General features: G+C 54.2%; 16 protein-coding genes. 6 read left to right on the forward strand and 10 right to left on the reverse strand.

The features are described 5' to 3' along the window. The first annotated feature begins 18 nt into the window (after positions 1–18). Positions 19–3,237, forward strand: a complete 3,219-nt coding sequence (locus tag KO497_RS08230) for a hypothetical protein (protein ID WP_215943485.1) — start codon at positions 19–21, stop codon at positions 3,235–3,237. 190 nt (positions 3,238–3,427) lie between these two features. Then, positions 3,428–5,314, forward strand: coding sequence for a monovalent cation:proton antiporter-2 (CPA2) family protein (locus KO497_RS08235; protein WP_215943486.1), 1,887 nt, complete (start codon positions 3,428–3,430; stop codon positions 5,312–5,314). Positions 5,315–5,354: 40 nt separating this feature from the next. Here the strand turns inward: KO497_RS08235 and cobT are convergent, their stop codons facing one another. Beyond that, the gene (gene cobT / locus KO497_RS08240; RefSeq protein WP_215943487.1) at positions 5,355–6,359 is read right to left on the reverse strand and encodes a nicotinate-nucleotide--dimethylbenzimidazole phosphoribosyltransferase; all 1,005 of its coding nucleotides are present in this window, start codon (positions 6,357–6,359) and stop codon (positions 5,355–5,357) included. 95 nt (positions 6,360–6,454) lie between these two features. On the opposite strand from cobT, the gene cobS reads away from it, so the two are divergent. Then, positions 6,455–7,207, forward strand: coding sequence for an adenosylcobinamide-GDP ribazoletransferase (cobS, locus tag KO497_RS08245; protein ID WP_215943488.1), 753 nt, complete (start codon positions 6,455–6,457; stop codon positions 7,205–7,207). A 92-nt stretch (positions 7,208–7,299) separates the two neighbouring features. On the opposite strand, the gene KO497_RS08250 is transcribed toward cobS, so the two are convergent. From KO497_RS08250 to KO497_RS08270, 5 genes are all read right to left on the reverse strand, one after another. Continuing rightward, positions 7,300–7,818 carry a CarD family transcriptional regulator gene (locus tag KO497_RS08250; RefSeq protein WP_215943489.1) on the reverse strand — a complete coding sequence of 173 codons (519 nt, stop codon included), beginning with the start codon at positions 7,816–7,818 and terminating at the stop codon, positions 7,300–7,302. A gap of 394 nt (positions 7,819–8,212) precedes the next feature. Next, positions 8,213–8,551 carry a ferredoxin FdxA gene (gene fdxA / locus KO497_RS08255; RefSeq protein WP_215943490.1) on the reverse strand — a complete coding sequence of 113 codons (339 nt, stop codon included), beginning with the start codon at positions 8,549–8,551 and terminating at the stop codon, positions 8,213–8,215. A gap of 56 nt (positions 8,552–8,607) precedes the next feature. Next, positions 8,608–8,994 (reverse strand): RNA-binding S4 domain-containing protein, encoded by a 387-nt coding sequence (locus KO497_RS08260; protein WP_215943491.1) that lies wholly within the window; start codon positions 8,992–8,994, stop codon positions 8,608–8,610. Position 8,995: 1 nt separating this feature from the next. Beyond that, a complete protein-coding gene (locus KO497_RS08265) occupies positions 8,996–11,842 on the reverse strand; it encodes a helicase-related protein (RefSeq protein ID WP_215943587.1) in 2,847 nt (948 codons plus the stop codon). A 43-nt stretch (positions 11,843–11,885) separates the two neighbouring features. Next, on the reverse strand, positions 11,886–12,434 hold the full coding sequence (locus KO497_RS08270; RefSeq protein ID WP_252729567.1) for a tetratricopeptide repeat protein: 549 nt from the start codon (positions 12,432–12,434) through the stop codon (positions 11,886–11,888). A 96-nt stretch (positions 12,435–12,530) separates the two neighbouring features. Here KO497_RS08270 and KO497_RS08275 point away from each other — a divergent pair, with 96 nt between their 5' ends. The 3 genes from KO497_RS08275 to KO497_RS08285 all read left to right on the forward strand — a co-directional run bounded on the left by KO497_RS08275 (position 12,531) and on the right by KO497_RS08285 (position 15,907). Then, complete coding sequence (locus KO497_RS08275; protein WP_215943493.1) at positions 12,531–12,821, forward strand: SCP2 sterol-binding domain-containing protein; 291 nt, start codon at positions 12,531–12,533, stop codon at positions 12,819–12,821. 102 nt (positions 12,822–12,923) lie between these two features. Next, positions 12,924–13,880 (forward strand): alpha/beta hydrolase, encoded by a 957-nt coding sequence (locus KO497_RS08280; protein WP_215943494.1) that lies wholly within the window; start codon positions 12,924–12,926, stop codon positions 13,878–13,880. A gap of 155 nt (positions 13,881–14,035) precedes the next feature. Further along, on the forward strand, positions 14,036–15,907 hold the full coding sequence (locus tag KO497_RS08285) for a M3 family oligoendopeptidase (RefSeq protein ID WP_215943495.1): 1,872 nt from the start codon (positions 14,036–14,038) through the stop codon (positions 15,905–15,907). Between the two features lie 59 nt (positions 15,908–15,966). Here KO497_RS08285 and KO497_RS08290 read toward each other — a convergent pair whose 3' ends face one another. The 4 genes from KO497_RS08290 to rpoH form a co-directional block, all read right to left on the reverse strand. Continuing rightward, on the reverse strand, positions 15,967–16,413 hold the full coding sequence (locus KO497_RS08290) for a GFA family protein (RefSeq protein WP_215943496.1): 447 nt from the start codon (positions 16,411–16,413) through the stop codon (positions 15,967–15,969). Further along, positions 16,414–16,731 (reverse strand): DUF4389 domain-containing protein, encoded by a 318-nt coding sequence (locus KO497_RS08295; protein WP_215943497.1) that lies wholly within the window; start codon positions 16,729–16,731, stop codon positions 16,414–16,416. Between the two features lie 2 nt (positions 16,732–16,733). Further along, positions 16,734–17,735: a Gfo/Idh/MocA family protein gene (locus KO497_RS08300; RefSeq protein ID WP_215943498.1), complete on the reverse strand. Its 1,002-nt coding sequence runs from the start codon at positions 17,733–17,735 to the stop codon at positions 16,734–16,736. A gap of 114 nt (positions 17,736–17,849) precedes the next feature. Next, positions 17,850–18,746: an RNA polymerase sigma factor RpoH gene (gene rpoH / locus KO497_RS08305; protein ID WP_215943499.1), complete on the reverse strand. Its 897-nt coding sequence runs from the start codon at positions 18,744–18,746 to the stop codon at positions 17,850–17,852. Positions 18,747–18,922: the final 176 nt, after the last annotated feature.

Genomic DNA, 18,922 nt, shown 5'->3' on the forward strand with positions numbered 1-18,922 from the left:
TCAGGTTACGCCAAGAGTATGAAGCCAAATTTTGCTTTAAATTTTACCCATACAGGCATTTCTCTGCTGCACCGCGCCTCTAGCGGCTGGCATGTTATGGGCGATGTATCGTTGGAAGATCCAGACATGGACGCCGCTTTGTCGCGCCTGCGCAGCACAGCAACCGCCATGGCGTCATCAGGTCTGTCGACCAAATTGGTGATCCCCAACAGCCAGATTTTGTATCGCACCATTCCTGATCCTGGCCGCAATGAATCCAAGCGCAAGAAATCCATCGAAGACGCGCTAACAGGTGCCACACCCTATGCGTTGCACGAACTGGTTTATGATTGGAACGTCACCAAGGACGGTTTGCAAATCGCCGTGGTCGCACGCGAAACACTTGAGGAAGCCGAAAGTTTTGCCCGCCAACATCGCTTTAACCCTTTGTGCTTTGTCGCTATCCCCGAAGACGGCACGTTTGACGCAGAACCTTTCTTTGGTCGCGCTGCGGCGGCTGACGCGCTGATCGGAACAAACACCAAGATAGATCGTGACCCATCGGCCATACATATTTTAGCGCTCTACGGAGCGACGCAAACGGCAGTCCTTCCTGAACCGGACCCCACGCCAGTTGAGACCGTGTCTGCAACTGTAGATACTGACATCGGATCAGAACCCGAGGCACCGAATGCCCCACAAGCCGAGACCGAGACGGCTTCGAACGGGCACGCCAATACATCACAGGGTAAAAATAACGCCGAAGGCACCGCGCCAGCCAAAGACGATCCTGTCTCAGATGTTCAACACATCCCCCCTCAAGAGACAGTTCCCATTGATACGGTCGATCAAACGCCTGATGAGAACGAGACGGATCAGACCACGCCTGAAAAGATCGCTTCGGCAAATGACGTGACGGCTCCGCCTGTTCAAGACGCAAACGCTCACAACGTCTTGCCTAATGACATGGCAGATCAAGCGCCAGCCTCCGCCGATGACATCATTGAGGCTACGGATGTAGATAAGACTGATGCCCAACAAACAAACGACAGTGACGTCAACGCGCCCGTTGAGACAGTCATACCCCCCATCACAGCAAACGCCGATGATGCAGATGAAACAAACAGTACCGCAGAATCTGCGACTGACAGTATTTCCTCTGAAAACGATGCGCCAAGCCCTGACACAGCCCCCACAACAGGGTTTCAATCCATGCGCGCGTCTTTCGCCGCAACGCGCTCAAGCACGGCACCAGAGCCTGCGCTCATGCGTTTATCAGCAGCCCCGTCACGCGTTTTATCGGCTGTAATCCCACCGCAAGAGGTCAGTTCTCCACCCCTACGCGTGACGGACAAAAGCATCCCAAATGACGACGGCGCACCGATGGCTGAGGTGGTCGATGAGTCTCTGCCTCAACCGCGCGACAGCCGCACGAGTGGTATTTTGCGGGCGCAAAAAAGCGACGATATCAAATCGAATAAATCTGCACCGCTCCCCGAACCGCCCGCGATGCCAGCGCCCCCCTCCGCGCAGCGCCGCGTCGACACCTTGCCGCCTGCATCCACCGAACAAAAGTTGCAAATTGGAGCGATCAAAACACCAAAGCCAGGTCCCAAAACCGCACTTTCGGCCAAGGCCCAAGCACCCGAGGCAACAACCTCAACCATTGCAACATTGACGCCAAAAGCCACTGCTGTACGGGCCAAACTGGCCCAAGGCGGCGCACTTGCTCTTGCGACACTAAAGGCTCGCAACGCGAAAAAAGCGGCTCAAGCACAGGCTGCGACCGAGGCCAAAATGGCGTTGGACAGCACACCTGCCCCGATTGAGGATCTCAGCGATGAAATCGACACAGGCCCCAAGCCGATGTCGGACAAAGCTGCGGGTCTTATGGCTCCCAAAGATGCAAGTGAGACCAAATTCAACGTTTTTGGTGCACGCAAAACCACGCCAAAGCCAAAACGCATTTCCCTTGGGATTGCACTAACGCTTGGGCTTTTGTTGTTTATGGCGCTCGTGGCAATGTGGGCATCATGGAGCACGCCAGACACGGCTGCCCCGATCACCGAAACGACTCAGAGCGAGAACACCTCTCAGATTGCACCGGATGTTATCCCAAACATGGATGAGACCGATCTCGCATTGGAGTCTGAGGCTGCGATAGAAATCGACACAACCGATGACGACACAGTGGATTTGGCCTTTGAACCGCCGTTGCCTTCCGCAGATGACCCGGTCGATATCGCAGAAGTCACACGACAATATGTGGCCACTGGCATCTGGCCTTTGCCCCCCGAAGCTGGTGCAAGCGTCTTTGAGGACACCACTTCGGATCTATACGTAGCCTCTATTGACCCGAATATTCTCTCGCAAGATGCGGTGGCCTTACCCAATGCACAGCCCCACCAAATCGACGCGCAACCCCTTGCAGCTGCGGGGCCAGCCCCAGCGGGCACCACCTATGACTTTGATCCACGCGGGTTGGTGCGCGCCACGCCTGAGGGCGCGATCACCCCGTCGGGCGTTATGGTCTACGCGGGCACGCCACCAATCGCGCCAGCCGCCCGTCCAGGGGACAGCGACGTCGCAGCTCTTGAGGCCGCCAACACCGAAGGCAACACTGCGCGGGCGGCTTTGGCAGGGTTTTCACCGCGTCTACGCCCTGAAGGCTTGGTCGAGCGCAGCGAACAGGCCAATTTAGGCGGGTTGACCCGCACCCAACTGGGGGCTTTTCGTCCCAAAGCGCGCCCACAATCGGCGCAACAAACAGCGCAATCAGACGCCGAGGCCGAAGGGGACCCCGCCCCTGCACCCACTGCTCCTGTAGTCACAGCATCGCTCTTGCCCGAACCGCGTCCACAAAATATCGCCAAACTTGCCGCCGCTGCGCGTGCGGCAGAGGCCGCTGCCCAGGCCGCAACTGCGGCTGCGTCTGGGTCTGCATCCACCACGGACAATGTATCAGCCACACGCGTGACCGCCGCGGTTCCAGCGCCTAAAATTCCGTCAGGCCCCACAGCAACCACAGTGGCGCGTGCGGCCACGGTCAAAAACGCGATCAACCTGCGCAAAGTCAATCTGATGGGCGTCTACGGGTCCAGCTCTGATCGTCGCGCCTTGGTCCGTTTGCCATCGGGGCGTCTGGCCAAAGTCAAAATAGGTGATCGCGTTGATGGGGGCCGCGTTCAATCCATTTCAGACAGCGCATTGGTTTACGTCAAAGGCAACAGATCGATCACCCTCAAAATCGGCGCGTAAATCCCGCTGAGACTTACACGCCGTCTATTAAGGCTTTGTGATTTTTGCCTTCCTTACTTTGGCCCTTAATGCAGAACGGCCTTGCTGCATATCCATGAATCATTAGGATAAATGAAATCCGTGCCGCGTTAAGCTGAGCCTGATCTGGCCCCAATCAACCAGCCTATATTCATAAAGGATCTTTTCTAAGATGCTCAGCATCCTGACACCATTTTTCATCTACCTCAGCGCCATTGTGATTGCAGTGCCTTTGGCACGCCGTTTGGGATTGGGATCCGTCCTAGGATACTTGTTGGCAGGGATTGTGATTGGACCGATTTTGGGCTTGATCCAGCACAAAGAGAGCGAAGATCTGATGCATTTCGCCGAATTTGGCGTGGTAATGATGCTGTTTCTCATTGGATTGGAACTGGACCCCCGCGCGCTTTGGGATATGCGCCATAAATTGCTTGGGCTTGGTGGTTTGCAAATCACGCTAACTCTTGGGGCTGTGGCAGGTGCTGCGATACTTATGGGATTGACGTGGCAAACAGCCGTGGCCGTAGGCATGATCCTGTCTTTGTCATCTACAGCTGTGGTGTTGCAGACTTTATCGGAAAAGAAATTGATGCAAACCGGCGGCGGGCGTGCGTCGTTTTCTGTGCTGCTGACCCAAGATATAGCGGTCATCCCGATGATCGCTATTTTGCCGCTTTTGGCTGTCGGCAATCTATTATCTATCAATCCTGACGGGTCTATTTCGCGCGGCGCGCAAACTGTCGCACATGAGGATTTGACTTGGGTTCAAACTTTGCCCGCTTGGGGCGTGACCTTGGCCACTTTGGGGGCTGTCGCCTTGATCATTTTTGCCGGCGTCTATCTGACACGGCCCTTTTTCAGATTTATACACGCGGCGAATCTGCGTGAACTTTATACAGCTGTATCATTGTTTATCGTGGTGGGCATCGCCCTGCTGATGAGCTCCGTCGGTCTATCGCCTGCACTTGGCACGTTTTTGGCGGGTGTGGTTTTGGCCAATACCGAGTTTCGTCACGAGTTGGAAAGCTCGATCGAACCCTTCAAAGGTCTGTTGCTGGGGTTGTTTTTCATTGCAGTGGGGGCAGGCATTAATTTTAGCATCCTGTTTCGAGATCCCTTTGAAATCATTGCGCTAACACTGGGGCTTATGCTGCTTAAAGGCGTGATTTTGCTGATGATCGGGCGCCTGTTTTCGCTGCGCACACGCGGGCAATGGCTGCTAGCACTGTCCTTGGCGCAAGCGGGTGAATTTGGTATGGTTTTGACCACCTTTTCGTTGCAACAAGGTGTTTTGGAACTGTGGCTGGGCGAGCGTTTGTTGTTAATCATTGCCCTGTCATTGCTGTTTACGCCGTTGTTTTTCATGTTCCAAGATTATCTGCGCGCGCGTTTGTCAGACAAAATGGAAGACAGACAGCCAGATGACGAAATTGACGGCAAACAAAAAATCATCATCGCAGGCATTGGTCGATTTGGCCAAACGGTCAACCGTTTGGTGCGGGCCTCTGGGTTTGAAACCACGGTGATCGACCATGATCTCAAGGTCATCCAAGTGATGCGTAAATTTGGCATCAAAGGCTTTTTTGGCGATCCAACGCGCCCAGATTTGCTACATGCAGCGGGACTTGAGAGTGCGAAAATTTTGGTGATTGCACTGGACGACAAGGCTGCTGCGCTCAAGCTGGTGGCATTCGCCCGCAAGGCCAATCCCGATATTATGATCATCGCCCGCGCCCGTGATCGTATCCACGTGTATGAGTTGTATAAGGCCGGAGCCGACAAAATCGTGCGTGAAATGTTTGACTCATCGCTGCGCGCAGGCCGCTATGTTTTGGAAGAAATGGGTCTGTCAGACTATGACGCCTCACAGAGTGAACAGGCCTATTACCAACATGATCGCCGCGCTTTGCGCGAATTGGCGGAACTATGGCAACCGGGGAAACCTGTGTCAGAAAATGCCGCTTATGTGGAACGCTCAAAGGCCTTGGATATCGATTTGGAAGCCGCCCTTGTGGCACAACTGCAGCAAGGGCGCGACACAGATACCAAAGTGTCCTAGCCCGTCCCACGCAATGCGCGCGCACTCCGACACTGACATGCTATTCTTCGGACACGCCGGCTTCCGCAAAAGTCGCCATGCCAGAATGACAGGCCACTGCCGCCTTGACCAAAGGCAATGCCAGTGCTGCCCCCGAGCCTTCACCAAGGCGCAGGCCAAAGTCGATAAGAGCGTCTTTGCCCAAAGCAGCCAATAATTGTTCATGTCCAGCTTCTGCTGATGTATGCCCCGCAATGCAGTGATCCAGCGCGCCGACCTGCGCTTGTTCCAAGGTCGCAGCGGCAGCACAACAGATGAACCCATCCAAGATCACCGGAATACGCAAAGCCCGTGCGCGCGCAATGGCGCCAGCCATCGCAGCCAGTTCACGCCCGCCCAAAGCGGCCAAGACCTGTAGTGCATCCAAATTACCAAACTTGGCCACACCCTTGGCGACCACATCTTGTTTGATCTTAAAGCCCGCATCATCCACGCCCGTGCCGCGCCCCGTCCAATCGGACGCTTCGCCACCAAACAACGCGTTGCAAATCGCAGCGGCAGGGGTGGTGTTGCCAATGCCCATTTCCCCCACAACCAACAGGTCGGCGGTCTCGGACACGGCATCCCAACCGACCGTCAAAGCCGCGACACAATCGGCCTCGGACATCGCGGGCTGCTCAGTGAAATCATGGGTCGGACGATCCAGATCGATTGCGTGAACAGACATCGACGCACCTGCGTTTTTCGACAATTGATTGATCGCAGCGCCGCCATGTTCAAAGTTTATCACCATCTGTGCGGTGACTTCTGCGGGAAAGGCAGAGACACCCTGTGCTGTGACACCGTGGTTGCCCGCGAATACAATCACCTGAGGCGCTTCGATTGTCGGCCGCGCAGTCCCGCGCCAAGACGCATACCAAATCGCGATGTCTTCCAAGCGCCCCAAAGAGCCAGCGGGTTTGGTCAAACTGCCATTGCGCGCCTCGGCCCCTGCTTTGCTTTGTGCATCAGCATGCGGGGCGGCAGCCAAGATGGCCTGGAAAGCATCAAGTGTGGTGAATGGCATGGGACGGCTCCGTCATTGTCTTTAAGCTGGGGTTTGTCTATCTGCTTGGACGATGCGATTATAGAACAAACTTGCCGCAGGGAGCATATTTGCCCATGACGTCCACCGTTTTTCGACCCCAAATCAGCGACATTAAAACCGCTTTTGCCTTGTTGACCCGCCTGCCTGTTCAAGCCAGTTTCACGCGCACGGCTGAAGCCACTTGGGCCTTCCCGCTCATTGGGGCTTGTGTCGGGGTCTTCATGGTGATGATAGCTTTGCTGTCGGATTGGCTTGGTTTAAGCCTTGGAGTCTCTGCGGGTCTCGCCATTGCAAGCGCTGTGTTCCTCACCGGCGCCATGCATGAAGACGGCATCGCCGACAGTGCAGACGGACTGTGGGGCGGTTGGACCCCTGCCCGCCGTTTGGAAATTATGCGAGACAGCCATATCGGTACTTACGGCGTATTGGCCTTGATTTTGGTAATGCTGCTGCGGTTCTCGACCATCACAATGTTGGTGAACAACTTGCAGCTTGGTGCTTTCGTTGCCGCCGCTGTGCTGTCGCGCGCGGCGATGCCTTTTGTCATGGCCCTATTGCCCCATGCGCGTGATGATGGACTGTCAGTACAAACTGGACGTCCCAGTGGCACCACCGCTGCTATCGGCGCTGTGATCGCGCTTGCTTTGGCTTGGGTGAGTATCGGCTTTGTTCCAATGGTTTTGGCCGCCAGTGCCTGTGGTTTGGTGATTTTGGGGGTGATGAAAATTGCCAAAGCAAAAATCGGTGGTCAAACGGGTGATATTTTGGGGGCGACGCAGGTTTTGTGCGAACTTTGCGTTCTGGCCATTGGCACGACACTTTACTGATCGCCGCGTTTTAATGATCTTCTGTGCTCGCGCAAAAGAAAACCGCCGCAAGATCATGTCCGCGGCGGTTCTGAATTGTAAGCTTGGGACTGTTAAGCCGCAGCAGGTGCGCGCGACGTCAAAACATCCGTAATTGTTTTGCCCGCTTCAACTTCATCCGAGCCAGCCACAGCCGCCACTTCGCGTGTCAAACGCTCTAAGGCTGCTTCGTACAACTGACGCTCAGAGTAAGACTGTTCGCGCTGATCGTCTGTGCGGTGCAAATCGCGCACCACTTCGGCGATGGCAATCAGATCACCTGAGTTGATCTTTTGCTCATATTCTTGCGCGCGGCGCGACCACATAGCCCGTTTGACTTTGGCTTTGCCTTTGAGCGTTTTCATCGCATGTGCAATGACATCAGGCGACGACAAGGACCGCATGCCCACTTCGTCAGCTTTATGCGTAGGAACGCGCAATGTCATTTTGTCTTTTTCAAACGCGATGACGAAAAGTTCGAGAGAAATCCCAGCGATTTCTTGCTCTTCGATAGAGACGACTTTGCCCACGCCATGCGACGGGTAAACGACGAAATCATTGGGGCTGTAATCTGGTCTATTGGTCTTGCTCATAGTCAATCTGGTTCCTCAAAGAACAGGTATTAAAGACCTTCGACTTCACGCTGTTTTGCCGCAACTGCGGGCAAGACGGTGCGACCCAAGGGTCAATTTTGGCGCGAAAAACTCAAGCCCCAGTCAAACTATGCTGTTGGGGTTTGAGGTCGATATGTCCTGATGTTGTTGGGGTACCATACCAAAAAAACGCACCATTTAAAAGGTGGGCAAGAGCATGGCAGCAAGTTTTGGCCTGTTTTCAAGGCGATAAAGCGAAAAAATACGGCTGATTATGAAGATTTAGTAAAATCAAAGCCCTCGCATGTCACACATGACGAGGGCTCTCGATGGAATATGATTCGGGTATTTGGCAAAAAATCCTACCGAAACACGCCACGCATAAATGGCGTGATCAGCCGCCTTCGCCGGGGGCTTCCGAGAAATCGGTTTCAAGCTTGTTCTCTTGGCCGTCTTTTTCTTCATAGCCGGGCATTGGGTCTTTTTTGGACAGGATCACCGGCCAAGCTTCGGAATACTTGCGGTTGAATTCAACCCATTTTTCCATTGCTGGCTCTGTGTCTGGGCGGATCGCGTCAGCGGGGCATTCAGGTTCGCAAACACCACAGTCGATGCATTCATCGGGGTGAATGACCAACATGTTTTCACCTTCGTAGAAACAGTCCACAGGACAGACTTCTACACAGTCAGTGTACTTACAAGAAATGCAGTTTTCGATCACGACATAGGTCATTGCGGCTCATCCAGAAATTCAAGGTCGGCCTTAGCTAACGCTCATTGCCAAATCATTCAAGCATCTCGAAACATATCTTTGGGGGAAAGAAGACCAGTGCGACGATCTTTCTTAGTTGGGCGACCTTTTCCCTCAAATTTAGGCGATTGTGGAACGAATTCCTTTGCCTCTGAAACAGGTGTCAGATCCTCATAGAGCATTTGCGCCTCAGGCGCGGGGCCACGTCGCGTGCCACAAGCAATCACGCGCACGGTTTTGACCTCTTTGGCTTGGGTAAAGACCAACAGGTCCCCTGCCCCGACCGCCACAGACGGCTTTGCCACTTTGTTAGAATTCAATCGCACGTTCCCGCCGCTGACGACCTTGGTCGCAAGCGAGCGGGTTTTGAAAAAGCGGGCATACCATAGCCACTTATCGAGGCGTATCGTGTCCCGCTTTTCCAACTTATTTAGAGTCTTTCAATCCCATCAACGCTGCTGCGAAGGGGTTGTCTGGATCGATGGCTTTTTCTTTACGTGTAGGACGCGCAGAGAATGACTGTGGTTTATTGCCACCTTTGCCGCCATCGCGTTTGCCACCGTCACGCCGAGGTTTGCCTTTGCCTTGTGGGCGAGTTTTGCCTTTAGCTTCACCATCTTGACGGTTGCCTTGACGCCCTTCTTGACGGCGCGGCCCACGGTTTGCACCGCGATTGCCACCCCATTTGAAGGTGTAGAACACTTCCATGTCCACAGGAGCCGCATCCGCAACAGGCGCAGGTTCTGCCTCAGCAACTGGCGCTTCGGCTTCAACCGCAGGTGCCTCAGCCGCTACAGCCTCCGTCGTAGGCGCATCCTCTGTTGCCGCTTCCTCTGTTGGCGCAACTTCAGCAGAGGCTTCGACAGCCGCATCGCTCGGCTTTTCAGGGGCTGCTTTGACTTTGACCCGCTCGCCTTTTTCAGCCGCGTAACCAAGCCCCACCATCAGATCAGCGAACTGCTCTAGCGTCATGCCTGTGATCGACAACATGTCAGGGTTGGCTTCAAACCCAGCGCGGCTGTCTTTAGTGCGCAGCAAATCTGCCAAGCGTTCCAACATGTCGATGCGAATCGCGCGCGCGCCAGCCAAACGGTAGCCAGACATCGCGTAATAGCCCTCAGGAGCGTGTGCCGCTGCTGGGATTGTCACCAAGCCAGGGGGGGGGCTATCGGGAGCCACATCGTGTTTCGCCGACAAAGACCACAAAAGCAAACGCAAACGCGTTGGCGCTGGCTTCAAAATCGCAGGCATAAAGATGGTGAACTGACCAAACCGAATACCGTGTTTGCGCAAAGCTCCACGAGCGTCTTGATCCAGCTCTTTCACCTCAGCGGCCACAGCGCCGCGTTCGATCACGCCGAGGTTTTCTTCCAAACGGAAAGCAAACCCGCGGGCCAAACCTGTCAACGCTTCGTCTTTGGACATCGCAAGCAATGGCTCAAACAGTGTCGCAACTTTGCGGTCGATGAAATGCTGCAAACGGCGCGTAACCTTGTCGATCACGTCTTGGCCAGCAACCTCGTCAACGAAAGCAACCACCCGTGGGCGCAAGGCGCTATCGCCAGCTATGAGTTTCCCCACAGCGTGCTCACCCCACATGAGGCCACCCTGTTCGGTGAAATCCATTTCAGTGTCCGGTGCATTGTAGAACCGGTCAGCACGCAAATGGAATTCAGGCGCCAGCACAGCCACAGCCGCTTGGGCCAATGTCTTTGCTTCGTCCGGTGTCGCAGTCGTATCTTGACTGAAACGGAATCCCTCTAGACGGCCGATGAGTTCACCCTCAACCATCACTTCACCTTTATCGTTCACGTCGGCCACTAGGCCCTCCTTCTGCTTCAACCGCCGGAGGAGTACACTCGTCCGCCGGTCAACAAATCTTTGCGTCAGCGCATTGTGTAGCGCATCTGACAATCGGTCTTCTACTGCGCGGGTCTCGGCACGCCAATGCTTTTCATCGTCGACCCAACCCGTGCGCTGCGCAACATACGTCCAAGTGCGCACATAGGCGAGTCTTTTAGACAATGTATCGATATTGCCCTCAATCCGGTCAATGCGTTTGATCTGTGCGGCCAGCCAATCGTCGGGAATCCGCCCAACCCCATGAAGAAAATCAAAGATTCGCTCCAAAAGGCTGGTGTGTTCGCCGTGCGAAATGCCGCGAAAATCAGGAATGCGGCACACATCCCACAAAAGTTTCACGTCTTTACTGCCCCGAATACGCGGCCGCACCGTCTGCAAAGATCCCAACGTTTTGAGTGACGCTAAGTCATCTGCTTCGCGCGCTTTGATCAGGCTTGGATCGTTTGGCGGCTGCTCAAGCGAGCCGATTAATGTGTCCACTGTGCCAAATTCAAGCCGTGGATTGCGCCAAACAAGTTTCTTGATTGGCTCGAACCGATGGCTTTCAATCGCCTCGATCACCGCCTCGTCCAAGGGCGAAGCCTCACCCGTCACCCCAAATGTGCCATCCGTTTGATAGCGCCCAGCGCGGCCTGCGATCTGCGCCATTTCATTGGGCAGCAATGGCCGCATCCGCCGTCCGTCAAATTTTGTCGTAGCCGAAAACGCCACATGGGTCACATCAAGATTTAGCCCCATGCCGATGGCATCTGTTGCCACGAGATAATTGACCTCACCATTTTGGTACATCTCGACTTGCGCATTACGCGTGCGCGGACTCAACGCCCCCATCACCACAGCCGCGCCGCCTTTTTGACGGCGCAGAAGTTCTGCGATGGCATAGACATTTTCAACAGAAAACCCAACAATCGCCGCTCGTTCAGGCATCCGACTTAGCTTTTTCGAACCTGCGTAGGTCAGTTTGGAAAAGCGTTCGCGTTTCATGAATTGCGCTTTGGGCACAAGGTCCGCGATGACGGATTTCATCGTCTCAGAGCCCAAAAACAGCGTCTCATGCGTGCCGCGCGCATGCAGCAAACGATCTGTGAACACATGTCCACGATCAGGATCGGCACAAAGCTGCACTTCGTCAATGGCTAGAAAATCAGGGCCGATGTCTGTGGGCATGGCCTCAACCGTGCAGACCCAATATTGCGTGCGTGGCGGCACGATGCGTTCTTCGCCAGTGACCAGCGCCACCACAGAGGGCCCGCGAATGGCGACGATACGGTCATAGACTTCACGCGCCAAAAGCCGCAGCGGCAAGCCGATCACGCCAGAGCGATAACTCAACATCCGCTCAATCGCGTAATGTGTTTTGCCCGTGTTGGTTGCCCCCAACATGGCGGTGATACGGGCGGCCTGCCCCATTGCGCTGCTCATGGCATCTGCCTTTTTAGTCTTTGGATGTCATTTAAAGCGCGGCACCGCTAAGTGCCAGTTCAAGAAACTCGATTCGTTGATCAAGCCCGCCCATATGCGGATGGATATCCCGTATGGCATATAGAACCTTCAACGCGTTATCGGTCTGTTCCAACTCGTCCAGAATCTGCGCCATGCCAGACATCGCCCCAAAATGACGTGGTTCTAATGTCAATGTGGTGCCAATATCGGCCATCGCCGCGCCGTAAAGCCCCGCGTGATAATAGGCGGTTGCGCGCGCATTATACCCTTCGGCAAAGTCAGGCGCATGATCGATCAAGGCAGTAAGATGATCGATCGCCAAAAGCGAATCGCCCATTTCCATTGCCTCCATCCCCCGTTCGAGCAAATAATCCATCGCATCAGAGCCGGAGCGCGCCAATTCGGCATAAAGATCATGTTCAATCGCTCCAGCCTGTGTTTCATCTGCCATGGCCAGCTGGTCAAACAGCCCATTCAATTTATCCGCATCCACGGCCAGCGCACTTTGGGTCCAACACAGACACAAAGACGTAACGATACATTTGAGAAACAGTTGCATTCGGTCCATAATGTTTATGAGTGTAGCTTCTTGGCTCTTGTGGGCAATGCCCCATATGTAAAAGAAGCCAAAAACAACCGAACCAAAGGAAAACTTATGAGCGATATCCTAACAGCAGCCGTCGCAGCCTTGAATGAAAAGATCGATGGCGGCTTTGCTGCGGGCACCGCGAAATTCGTCATCGCGGACGAAGGCTCTATTATTGTCGATGCGGATGGCGCACGTGCCTCTGATGACGACGCAGACGTCACGCTGACAGCAGATGTCGAGACCTTCCAAGGCATGATCGAAGGCGAAGTGAACCCCACCGCCGCCTTCATGCAAGGTAAGCTGACCGTTGATGGCGACATGGGTATGGCCATGCAGCTTGGGTCTGCTTTGGCCTAAATTACAGAGTTTTTAAGCCTTGCCGCGTCACAGTGGCAGGGTCTTTTGCTTTGCGGAATGTCTCCGCTTTCATATTTTTCTAGCATCTTCGCGAGGCCCCACATGCAACCAGCCCCCTTTTTCGAACAGGTTTGTGATGGCCCCAAAGGCGGCCACGCTTATTGGTTGACCACCAGTGATGGGCTACGCATTCGCGCGGGCGTTTGGCCGCATGCTGGCGATACCCAAGGTGCAGATAAAACCAAAGGCACTGTGTTCATCTTGCCGGGGCGGACCGAATGTGTGGAAAAGTATGGGCGCGCGGCGACAGATTTGGCCGCAAGAGGCTATGCCTCTTTGGCGATTGATTGGCGCGGGCAAGGCATAGCGGATCGCATGTTGCCTGATCGCAGCATCGGTCATGTGAACCATTTTGATGATTACCAATTGGATATGGCCGCCGTGCTCAATATGGCGCGCGACCTCGATTTGCCCAAACCTTGGTTCATGATCGGACATTCCATGGGCGGGGCCATTGGTCTGCATGCGCTGTTTGAAGGCGCGCCCTTTGAAGCTGCCAGTTTTTCGGCCCCAATGTGGGGCATTGGGCTGACGACCGTGCAAAAGGCAATGTTGCGGTTCTTGGCCCCCATTTTGACCTTGCTCAACATGGATTGCAAACGCGCGCCGGGCACCAAAAGCGACACCTATATGATGGTACAAGATTTCAAAGGGAACGTGCTCACCCGTGACGCTGATATGTATGCCTATATGCGCGCACAAGTCGCAGCAGAACCTGATTTGGGACTTGGCGGCCCCTCCACACGCTGGGTCTGCGAATCCATTGCTGAGAACAGGCATATCGACATGCTTACATCCCCCGATGTGCCAGCTCTATGCTTTCTGGGTCTAGACGAATCCATCGTCAACACAGATGCGGTGCGGTCCCGCATGGCACGCTGGCCGCGCGGCGAACTGGTTGAAGTGCCAAAAGGCCAGCACGAGATCCCTATGGAAGTGCCTGAAACCCGCAAAATATTCTTTGATCGGTCTTGCGCGCTGTTCGACGCCAATCTGTAATCCCCCGCCCCTGAGACAGTAGCCCTGCCCTATGCGGCGCATCAAGGCGGCAAGCCTGACAAAATTTGTGATGGTCTTCAATCTCTTGACCTCAACGGGTTGCAAACCGGTGCGCTGCATCCCTAAGTGTTGAGCATAGGAACAGGAGAATTTTCATGCGTTTCAGCAATACATCCGCCCTTCGTGCTCACGGCCCCCAAGCCCTCGACGCCCGCGCCTATGACAGCCGCGTGTTTGACGCGAACACAGGGGCGGCAACAGGCGATTTTGGCGATCTGCCCGATTGGGACCTCAGCGACCTTTACCCTGCCGTAGATGCGCCGGAAGTGAAACGCGATCTGGATTGGCTGGAAGAGGCCTGCGTGTCTTTCGCTAAAGACTATGAGGGCAAACTGGCCGAACTTGACGGCGCTGGCATGTATGACTGCATATTACGTAATGAGCGCATCAGCCAAGTGGCGGGGCGTCTTGGGTCTTATGCGGGGCTTTTGTATTACCAAAACACTGTTGACGGCGAGCGCGCGAAATTCTTTTCCGATATCCAAGACAAGATCACCAATTTCACAGCGCCATTGGTGTTTTTCTCACTCGAAGTAAATCGCATCCCAGATGAAACCGTCGAGGCGATGTTGCAGCACGCTGATCTAGCGCGCTACCGTCCTATTTTTGAGCGCATGCGCAAAATGCGGCCCTATCAGCTGTCTGACGAACTTGAACGCTATGAACACGACATGTCCATTGTCGGTGCCTCTGCGTGGAACAAACTGTTTGATGAAACGGTTGCCGATCTGAAATTCACCGTGAATGGTCAAGAGCTTGGTCTTGAGGCCGCAGCCACCTTGATGTCAGACCAAAACCGCGACACCCGCGAAGCCTCTGCCCGTGAAGTGGCCAATGTCTTGGGGCAAAACCTTAAGACATTTACCCGTGTGCACAACACGCTGGCGAAAATGGGCGATATTGAAGACAAATGGCGCGGCATGCCGACCCCGCAAACGGGCCGTCACCTGTCCAACGATGTCGAAGCCGAGGTGGTCGAGGCCCTGCGCGATGCCGTGGTCGCCGCCTACCCCAAGCTGTCGCACCGTTACTATGAATTAAAACGCAAATGGCTCGGCCTTGATAAGCTGCAAGTCTGGGACCGCAACGCGCCACTGCCCCTTGAAGACGACAAAGCCATCCAATGGGATGATGCCCGCGATATGGTGATGCAGGCCTATGCTGGGTTTCACCCGAAAATGGCCGAACTCGCCGAGCCTTTCTTTACCAAAGGCTGGATCGATGCCGGCGTGAAAGAGGGCAAAGCCCCAGGCGCTTTCGCCCACCCGACCGTTACCGACGCGCATCCTTATGTGATGCTCAACTACTTGGGCAAACAGCGCGATGTGATGACGCTGGCGCATGAGCTTGGCCACGGTGTGCACCAAGTGCTGGCGGCCGATCAGGGCGAATTGCTGTCATCTACACCATTGACCTTGGCCGAAACCGCCTCTGTCTTTGGTGAAATGCTGACCTTTCAACAACTTCTGAAAGGCGCGAAAACCCAAAACGAGCGCAAAGTCTTGCTGGCGGGCAAAGTCGAAGATTCGATCAACACTCTTGTGCGCCAAATCGCGTTTTACGATTTTGAATGCAAACTGCACGAGGCACGCAAAGGCGGCGAGCTCACATCTGACGCCATCAACGCATTGTGGATGTCTGTGCAAGGCGAAAGCCTTGGGCCTGCGTTTGAATTCATGGACGGTTATGAGACCTTCTGGTCCTATATTCCCCACTTTGTCCATTCGCCGTTTTACGTTTACGCCTATGCCTTCGGCGATGGCCTCGTGAACGCACTTTACGCAGCTTACGTGGAAAACCCAGACGGGTTTGAGGACAAATACTTCGACATGCTCAAAGCCGGCGGATCAAAACACCATACCGACCTTTTGGCCCCCTTCGGTCTTGACGCCTCTGACCCCAAATTCTGGGACAAAGGTCTGTCGATGATTTCAGCGATGATCGATGAATTGGAAGCGATGGACTAAACCCACGCGGAAAGTGTTAACATCAGAAAAAAAGCCCCGCCAAATTTGGTGGGGCTTTTTCAGTTTGAGATGTCGTCGATCTGGAAGGCCTCAAAACGCAACACACCTGCAAGGCGCGGTCCCGCTTTGGTATCGCTGGTATGATGTTTCACCCCATCGAGTACTTCGATTTCTTTGAAATCAAAGGGGCTCACCCCGTCCAGGCAGGCGACATTGACCCCAAATTCATTGGGGTTCGAGCGCCTTTGGTGGTGGGTGTAAATCCCACATTTTGAACAAAAGTAATGCTTCGCGGCTTTCGTGTTGAATTGGTACAGCGTCAGGGCGTCTTGGCCTTGCAAGAAATTGATCCCGTCCAAATTGGCTGACACGGCCACCGCACCGCGCATGGCACAAATCGAACAGGTGCACCGTCGCGCCGACGCAAACCCTTCGGGCAAAGTCACGTCGAACTGAACCGTTCCGCAATGGCAAGATGCGTGAAAGGTCTCGGGCTTACCCGCCATTTAATCCAGCTCCGTCCAAGGCCAAGGTTTGACCTCGCTGGCTGCCGTTTGATAGCGGATGGCTTTGGCCATCCAAATGCCCAAATCGGTGCCCAGTTCTGCGATTCGGGGGTTGGGGCTGCCTTTTCCAAGCACCACAAACACCAGTTGCAACAATGTCAGCAGGACCAAAAGTGTCTTGGACAGACTGATCATGATCGCGATGAGGATCATGAAAAAAATCCGATGAAAGATGTTTTCTTCAAGATGTTCAGGCATTTTGGGCGTCATGTTTTCAAGGTCGGGCATCACGTCGTCAAATTCATGTGGGTCGGCCATGTTTAATCCTTTAAGCTTCGCGCGGCTTTATCCGCTTTGAAAACAGCGTCTATCATCGCTTGTGTGCCACGCGCGTCTTCCAAGGTCCAAGGATAATCGGCATGGGCGGATGTCCCTGCACGCACAGTTGCACAGAAATTTTCAACTTGGGTTATATAGTGGTTCTGCCCAGTGAAATGTTCAACCATTTCATTGTTCGATGTATCCGTCAGATGCAGTCGCGTTGGGCCGAATAGATTGGCGTTGAATGGCGTCTCCATCGTCAACACGCCTGTGTCGCCATGAAAGCGCACCTCTTGTGCGGGACACATCCGCATCGAGGTCAGCGCATGATAGGAAAACGTGTCAAATTGCGCGTTTACTTCGGCGACAACATCCACATCATTTTCATAGCGAATATTGGTATGCGTGATCGTGCGCGGCTCTTGCTCTGTCGCCCAACGCGCAGCTCCGTAAGTGTAGACGCCAATATCGCGTATAGACCCGCCACCCGTTTCAGGGCGATTGCGAATGTTATCCATGTCACTGTTGTTATACGAAAAAACAGCTTCGACATGCATCACGGTGCCAATAGCGCCCTCGGCCAAAAGCTGTTTGGCTCGACTCCATTGCGGATGATGCACGATCATATAGGCCTCGGCACACATGAGCCCTGTCTTGTCGCGCAGGGCAATCAGATCATCGATCTGTTCCGCCGTCATCGCGATGGGTTTTTCCGTCAATACATGTTTGCCAGAACGCATCGCTTTGAGCGTCCAATCCACATGAATGTGATTGGGCAACGGCACATAGACCGCATCGATATCATCGCGCGCAAGTAAGGCATCATAGTCGGTCTCGACCTCAAGCTGAGGGCAAAAGCTTTGAAACCCCTCAGCTTTGGCAGGGTCTGAGGTGGCCAATGCCACAAGCTGCGCACCCTCTGCACTATGTATCGCCCGTGCCATATGTTTTTTGGCAAAATTCGCGGCACCCAAGATGCCCCACCGGATCGGTTTGCTCATGATCGTTCTCCTATAGGCTTTGAACAGACCATTGCAGAGCGCGTCTCAAAGGAAAAGGGGCGGCATTCACCACCCCTTTGCAAAATATGACCACAGGTCAAAAATACCACGCGGTTACGCGTCTTCGAACACGCCACTTTCAACAGCGAGCTCTTTCATACGCGCCTGAAGTTTCTCGAACGCGCGCACTTCGATCTGGCGGATGCGTTCGCGTGACACTGAGTATTGTTCTGACAAGGCCTCAAGCGTCACGGGTTTGTCTTCCAAACGGCGCTGGGTGAGAATGTCTTTTTCACGATCATTCAGCGCATCCATCGCCTGCATCAGCAAGACATGACGGCTTTCCATTTCATCCTTGGCCTCGTAATCGCCAGCTTGATCCATGCTCTCGTCTTCAAGCCAGTCTTGCCATTGTGCAGTGCTGCCGTCTTCTGAACCCACTGTGGCATTCAAAGACGCATCCCCACCCGACAGGCGACGGTTCATCGAAATCACTTCGTCCTCTGTCACACTTAAATCTGTCGCGATACGTTTGACGTGATCAGGATGCAGATCGCCATCTTCCAAAGCCCCAATACGGTTTTTGGCTTTGCGCAGATTGAAGAACAATTTCTTTTGCGCAGATGTGGTGCCCAATTTCACAAGGCTCCATGAGCGCAGCACATATTCTTGGATAGAAGCGCGAATCCACCACATCGCGTAGGTGGAGAGGCGAAAGCCTTTTTCAGGGTCAAAGCGTTTCACCGCCTGCATCAAGCCCACATTGGCCTCAGACACAACTTCGGCCTGTGGCAAACCGTATCCACGGTAGCCCATAGCGATTTTAGCCGCCAAGCGCAGGTGAGAGGTCACAAGACGGTGCGCGGCACCGCTGTCTTCGTGATCGACCCAGCGCTTGGCCAGCATGTATTCTTCTTCCGGTTCCAGCATGGGGAACTTGCGGATTTCTTGCATGTAGCGGTTGAGGCCCTGTTCGGGACTCGGGGCAGGCAGATTGGTATAGTTACTCATTGTTCGGGTCACTCCCATGTCGAATGCCTAATGTTACAGGCGTTAACATGCAAATAGGTCTACGGTTATAGCGGTTCAAGGGTTCGCGAGGCAAAAAGTTGTTTTTTGTTCGCTACCATCAATCTTTATACGAAAGATGAACCCATTTCTGTCGGTGGTCTAGCGATAGAATGCCA

Source organism: Pacificibacter marinus (assembly GCF_018860665.1).
Taxonomy (GTDB): domain Bacteria; phylum Pseudomonadota; class Alphaproteobacteria; order Rhodobacterales; family Rhodobacteraceae; genus Celeribacter; species Celeribacter marinus_A.

Bases quoted from the DNA above. Each gene is read 5' to 3' on its own strand.
- KO497_RS08230 (WP_215943485.1), top strand. From the start codon at position 19: ATGAAGCCAAATTTTGCTTTAAATTTTACCCATACAGGCATTTCTCTG.
- KO497_RS08235 (WP_215943486.1), top strand. From the start codon at position 3,428: ATGCTCAGCATCCTGACACCATTTTTCATCTACCTCAGCGCCATTGTG.
- cobT (WP_215943487.1), bottom strand. From the start codon at position 6,359: ATGCCATTCACCACACTTGATGCTTTCCAGGCCATCTTGGCTGCCGCC.
- cobS (WP_215943488.1), top strand. From the start codon at position 6,455: ATGACGTCCACCGTTTTTCGACCCCAAATCAGCGACATTAAAACCGCT.
- KO497_RS08250 (WP_215943489.1), bottom strand. From the start codon at position 7,818: ATGAGCAAGACCAATAGACCAGATTACAGCCCCAATGATTTCGTCGTT.
- fdxA (WP_215943490.1), bottom strand. From the start codon at position 8,551: ATGACCTATGTCGTGATCGAAAACTGCATTTCTTGTAAGTACACTGAC.
- KO497_RS08265 (WP_215943587.1), bottom strand. From the start codon at position 11,842: ATGGGGCAGGCCGCCCGTATCACCGCCATGTTGGGGGCAACCAACACG.
- KO497_RS08270 (WP_252729567.1), bottom strand. From the start codon at position 12,434: ATGCAACTGTTTCTCAAATGTATCGTTACGTCTTTGTGTCTGTGTTGG.
- KO497_RS08275 (WP_215943493.1), top strand. From the start codon at position 12,531: ATGAGCGATATCCTAACAGCAGCCGTCGCAGCCTTGAATGAAAAGATC.
- KO497_RS08280 (WP_215943494.1), top strand. From the start codon at position 12,924: ATGCAACCAGCCCCCTTTTTCGAACAGGTTTGTGATGGCCCCAAAGGC.
- KO497_RS08285 (WP_215943495.1), top strand. From the start codon at position 14,036: ATGCGTTTCAGCAATACATCCGCCCTTCGTGCTCACGGCCCCCAAGCC.
- KO497_RS08290 (WP_215943496.1), bottom strand. From the start codon at position 16,413: ATGGCGGGTAAGCCCGAGACCTTTCACGCATCTTGCCATTGCGGAACG.
- KO497_RS08295 (WP_215943497.1), bottom strand. From the start codon at position 16,731: ATGGCCGACCCACATGAATTTGACGACGTGATGCCCGACCTTGAAAAC.
- KO497_RS08300 (WP_215943498.1), bottom strand. From the start codon at position 17,735: ATGAGCAAACCGATCCGGTGGGGCATCTTGGGTGCCGCGAATTTTGCC.
- rpoH (WP_215943499.1), bottom strand. From the start codon at position 18,746: ATGAGTAACTATACCAATCTGCCTGCCCCGAGTCCCGAACAGGGCCTC.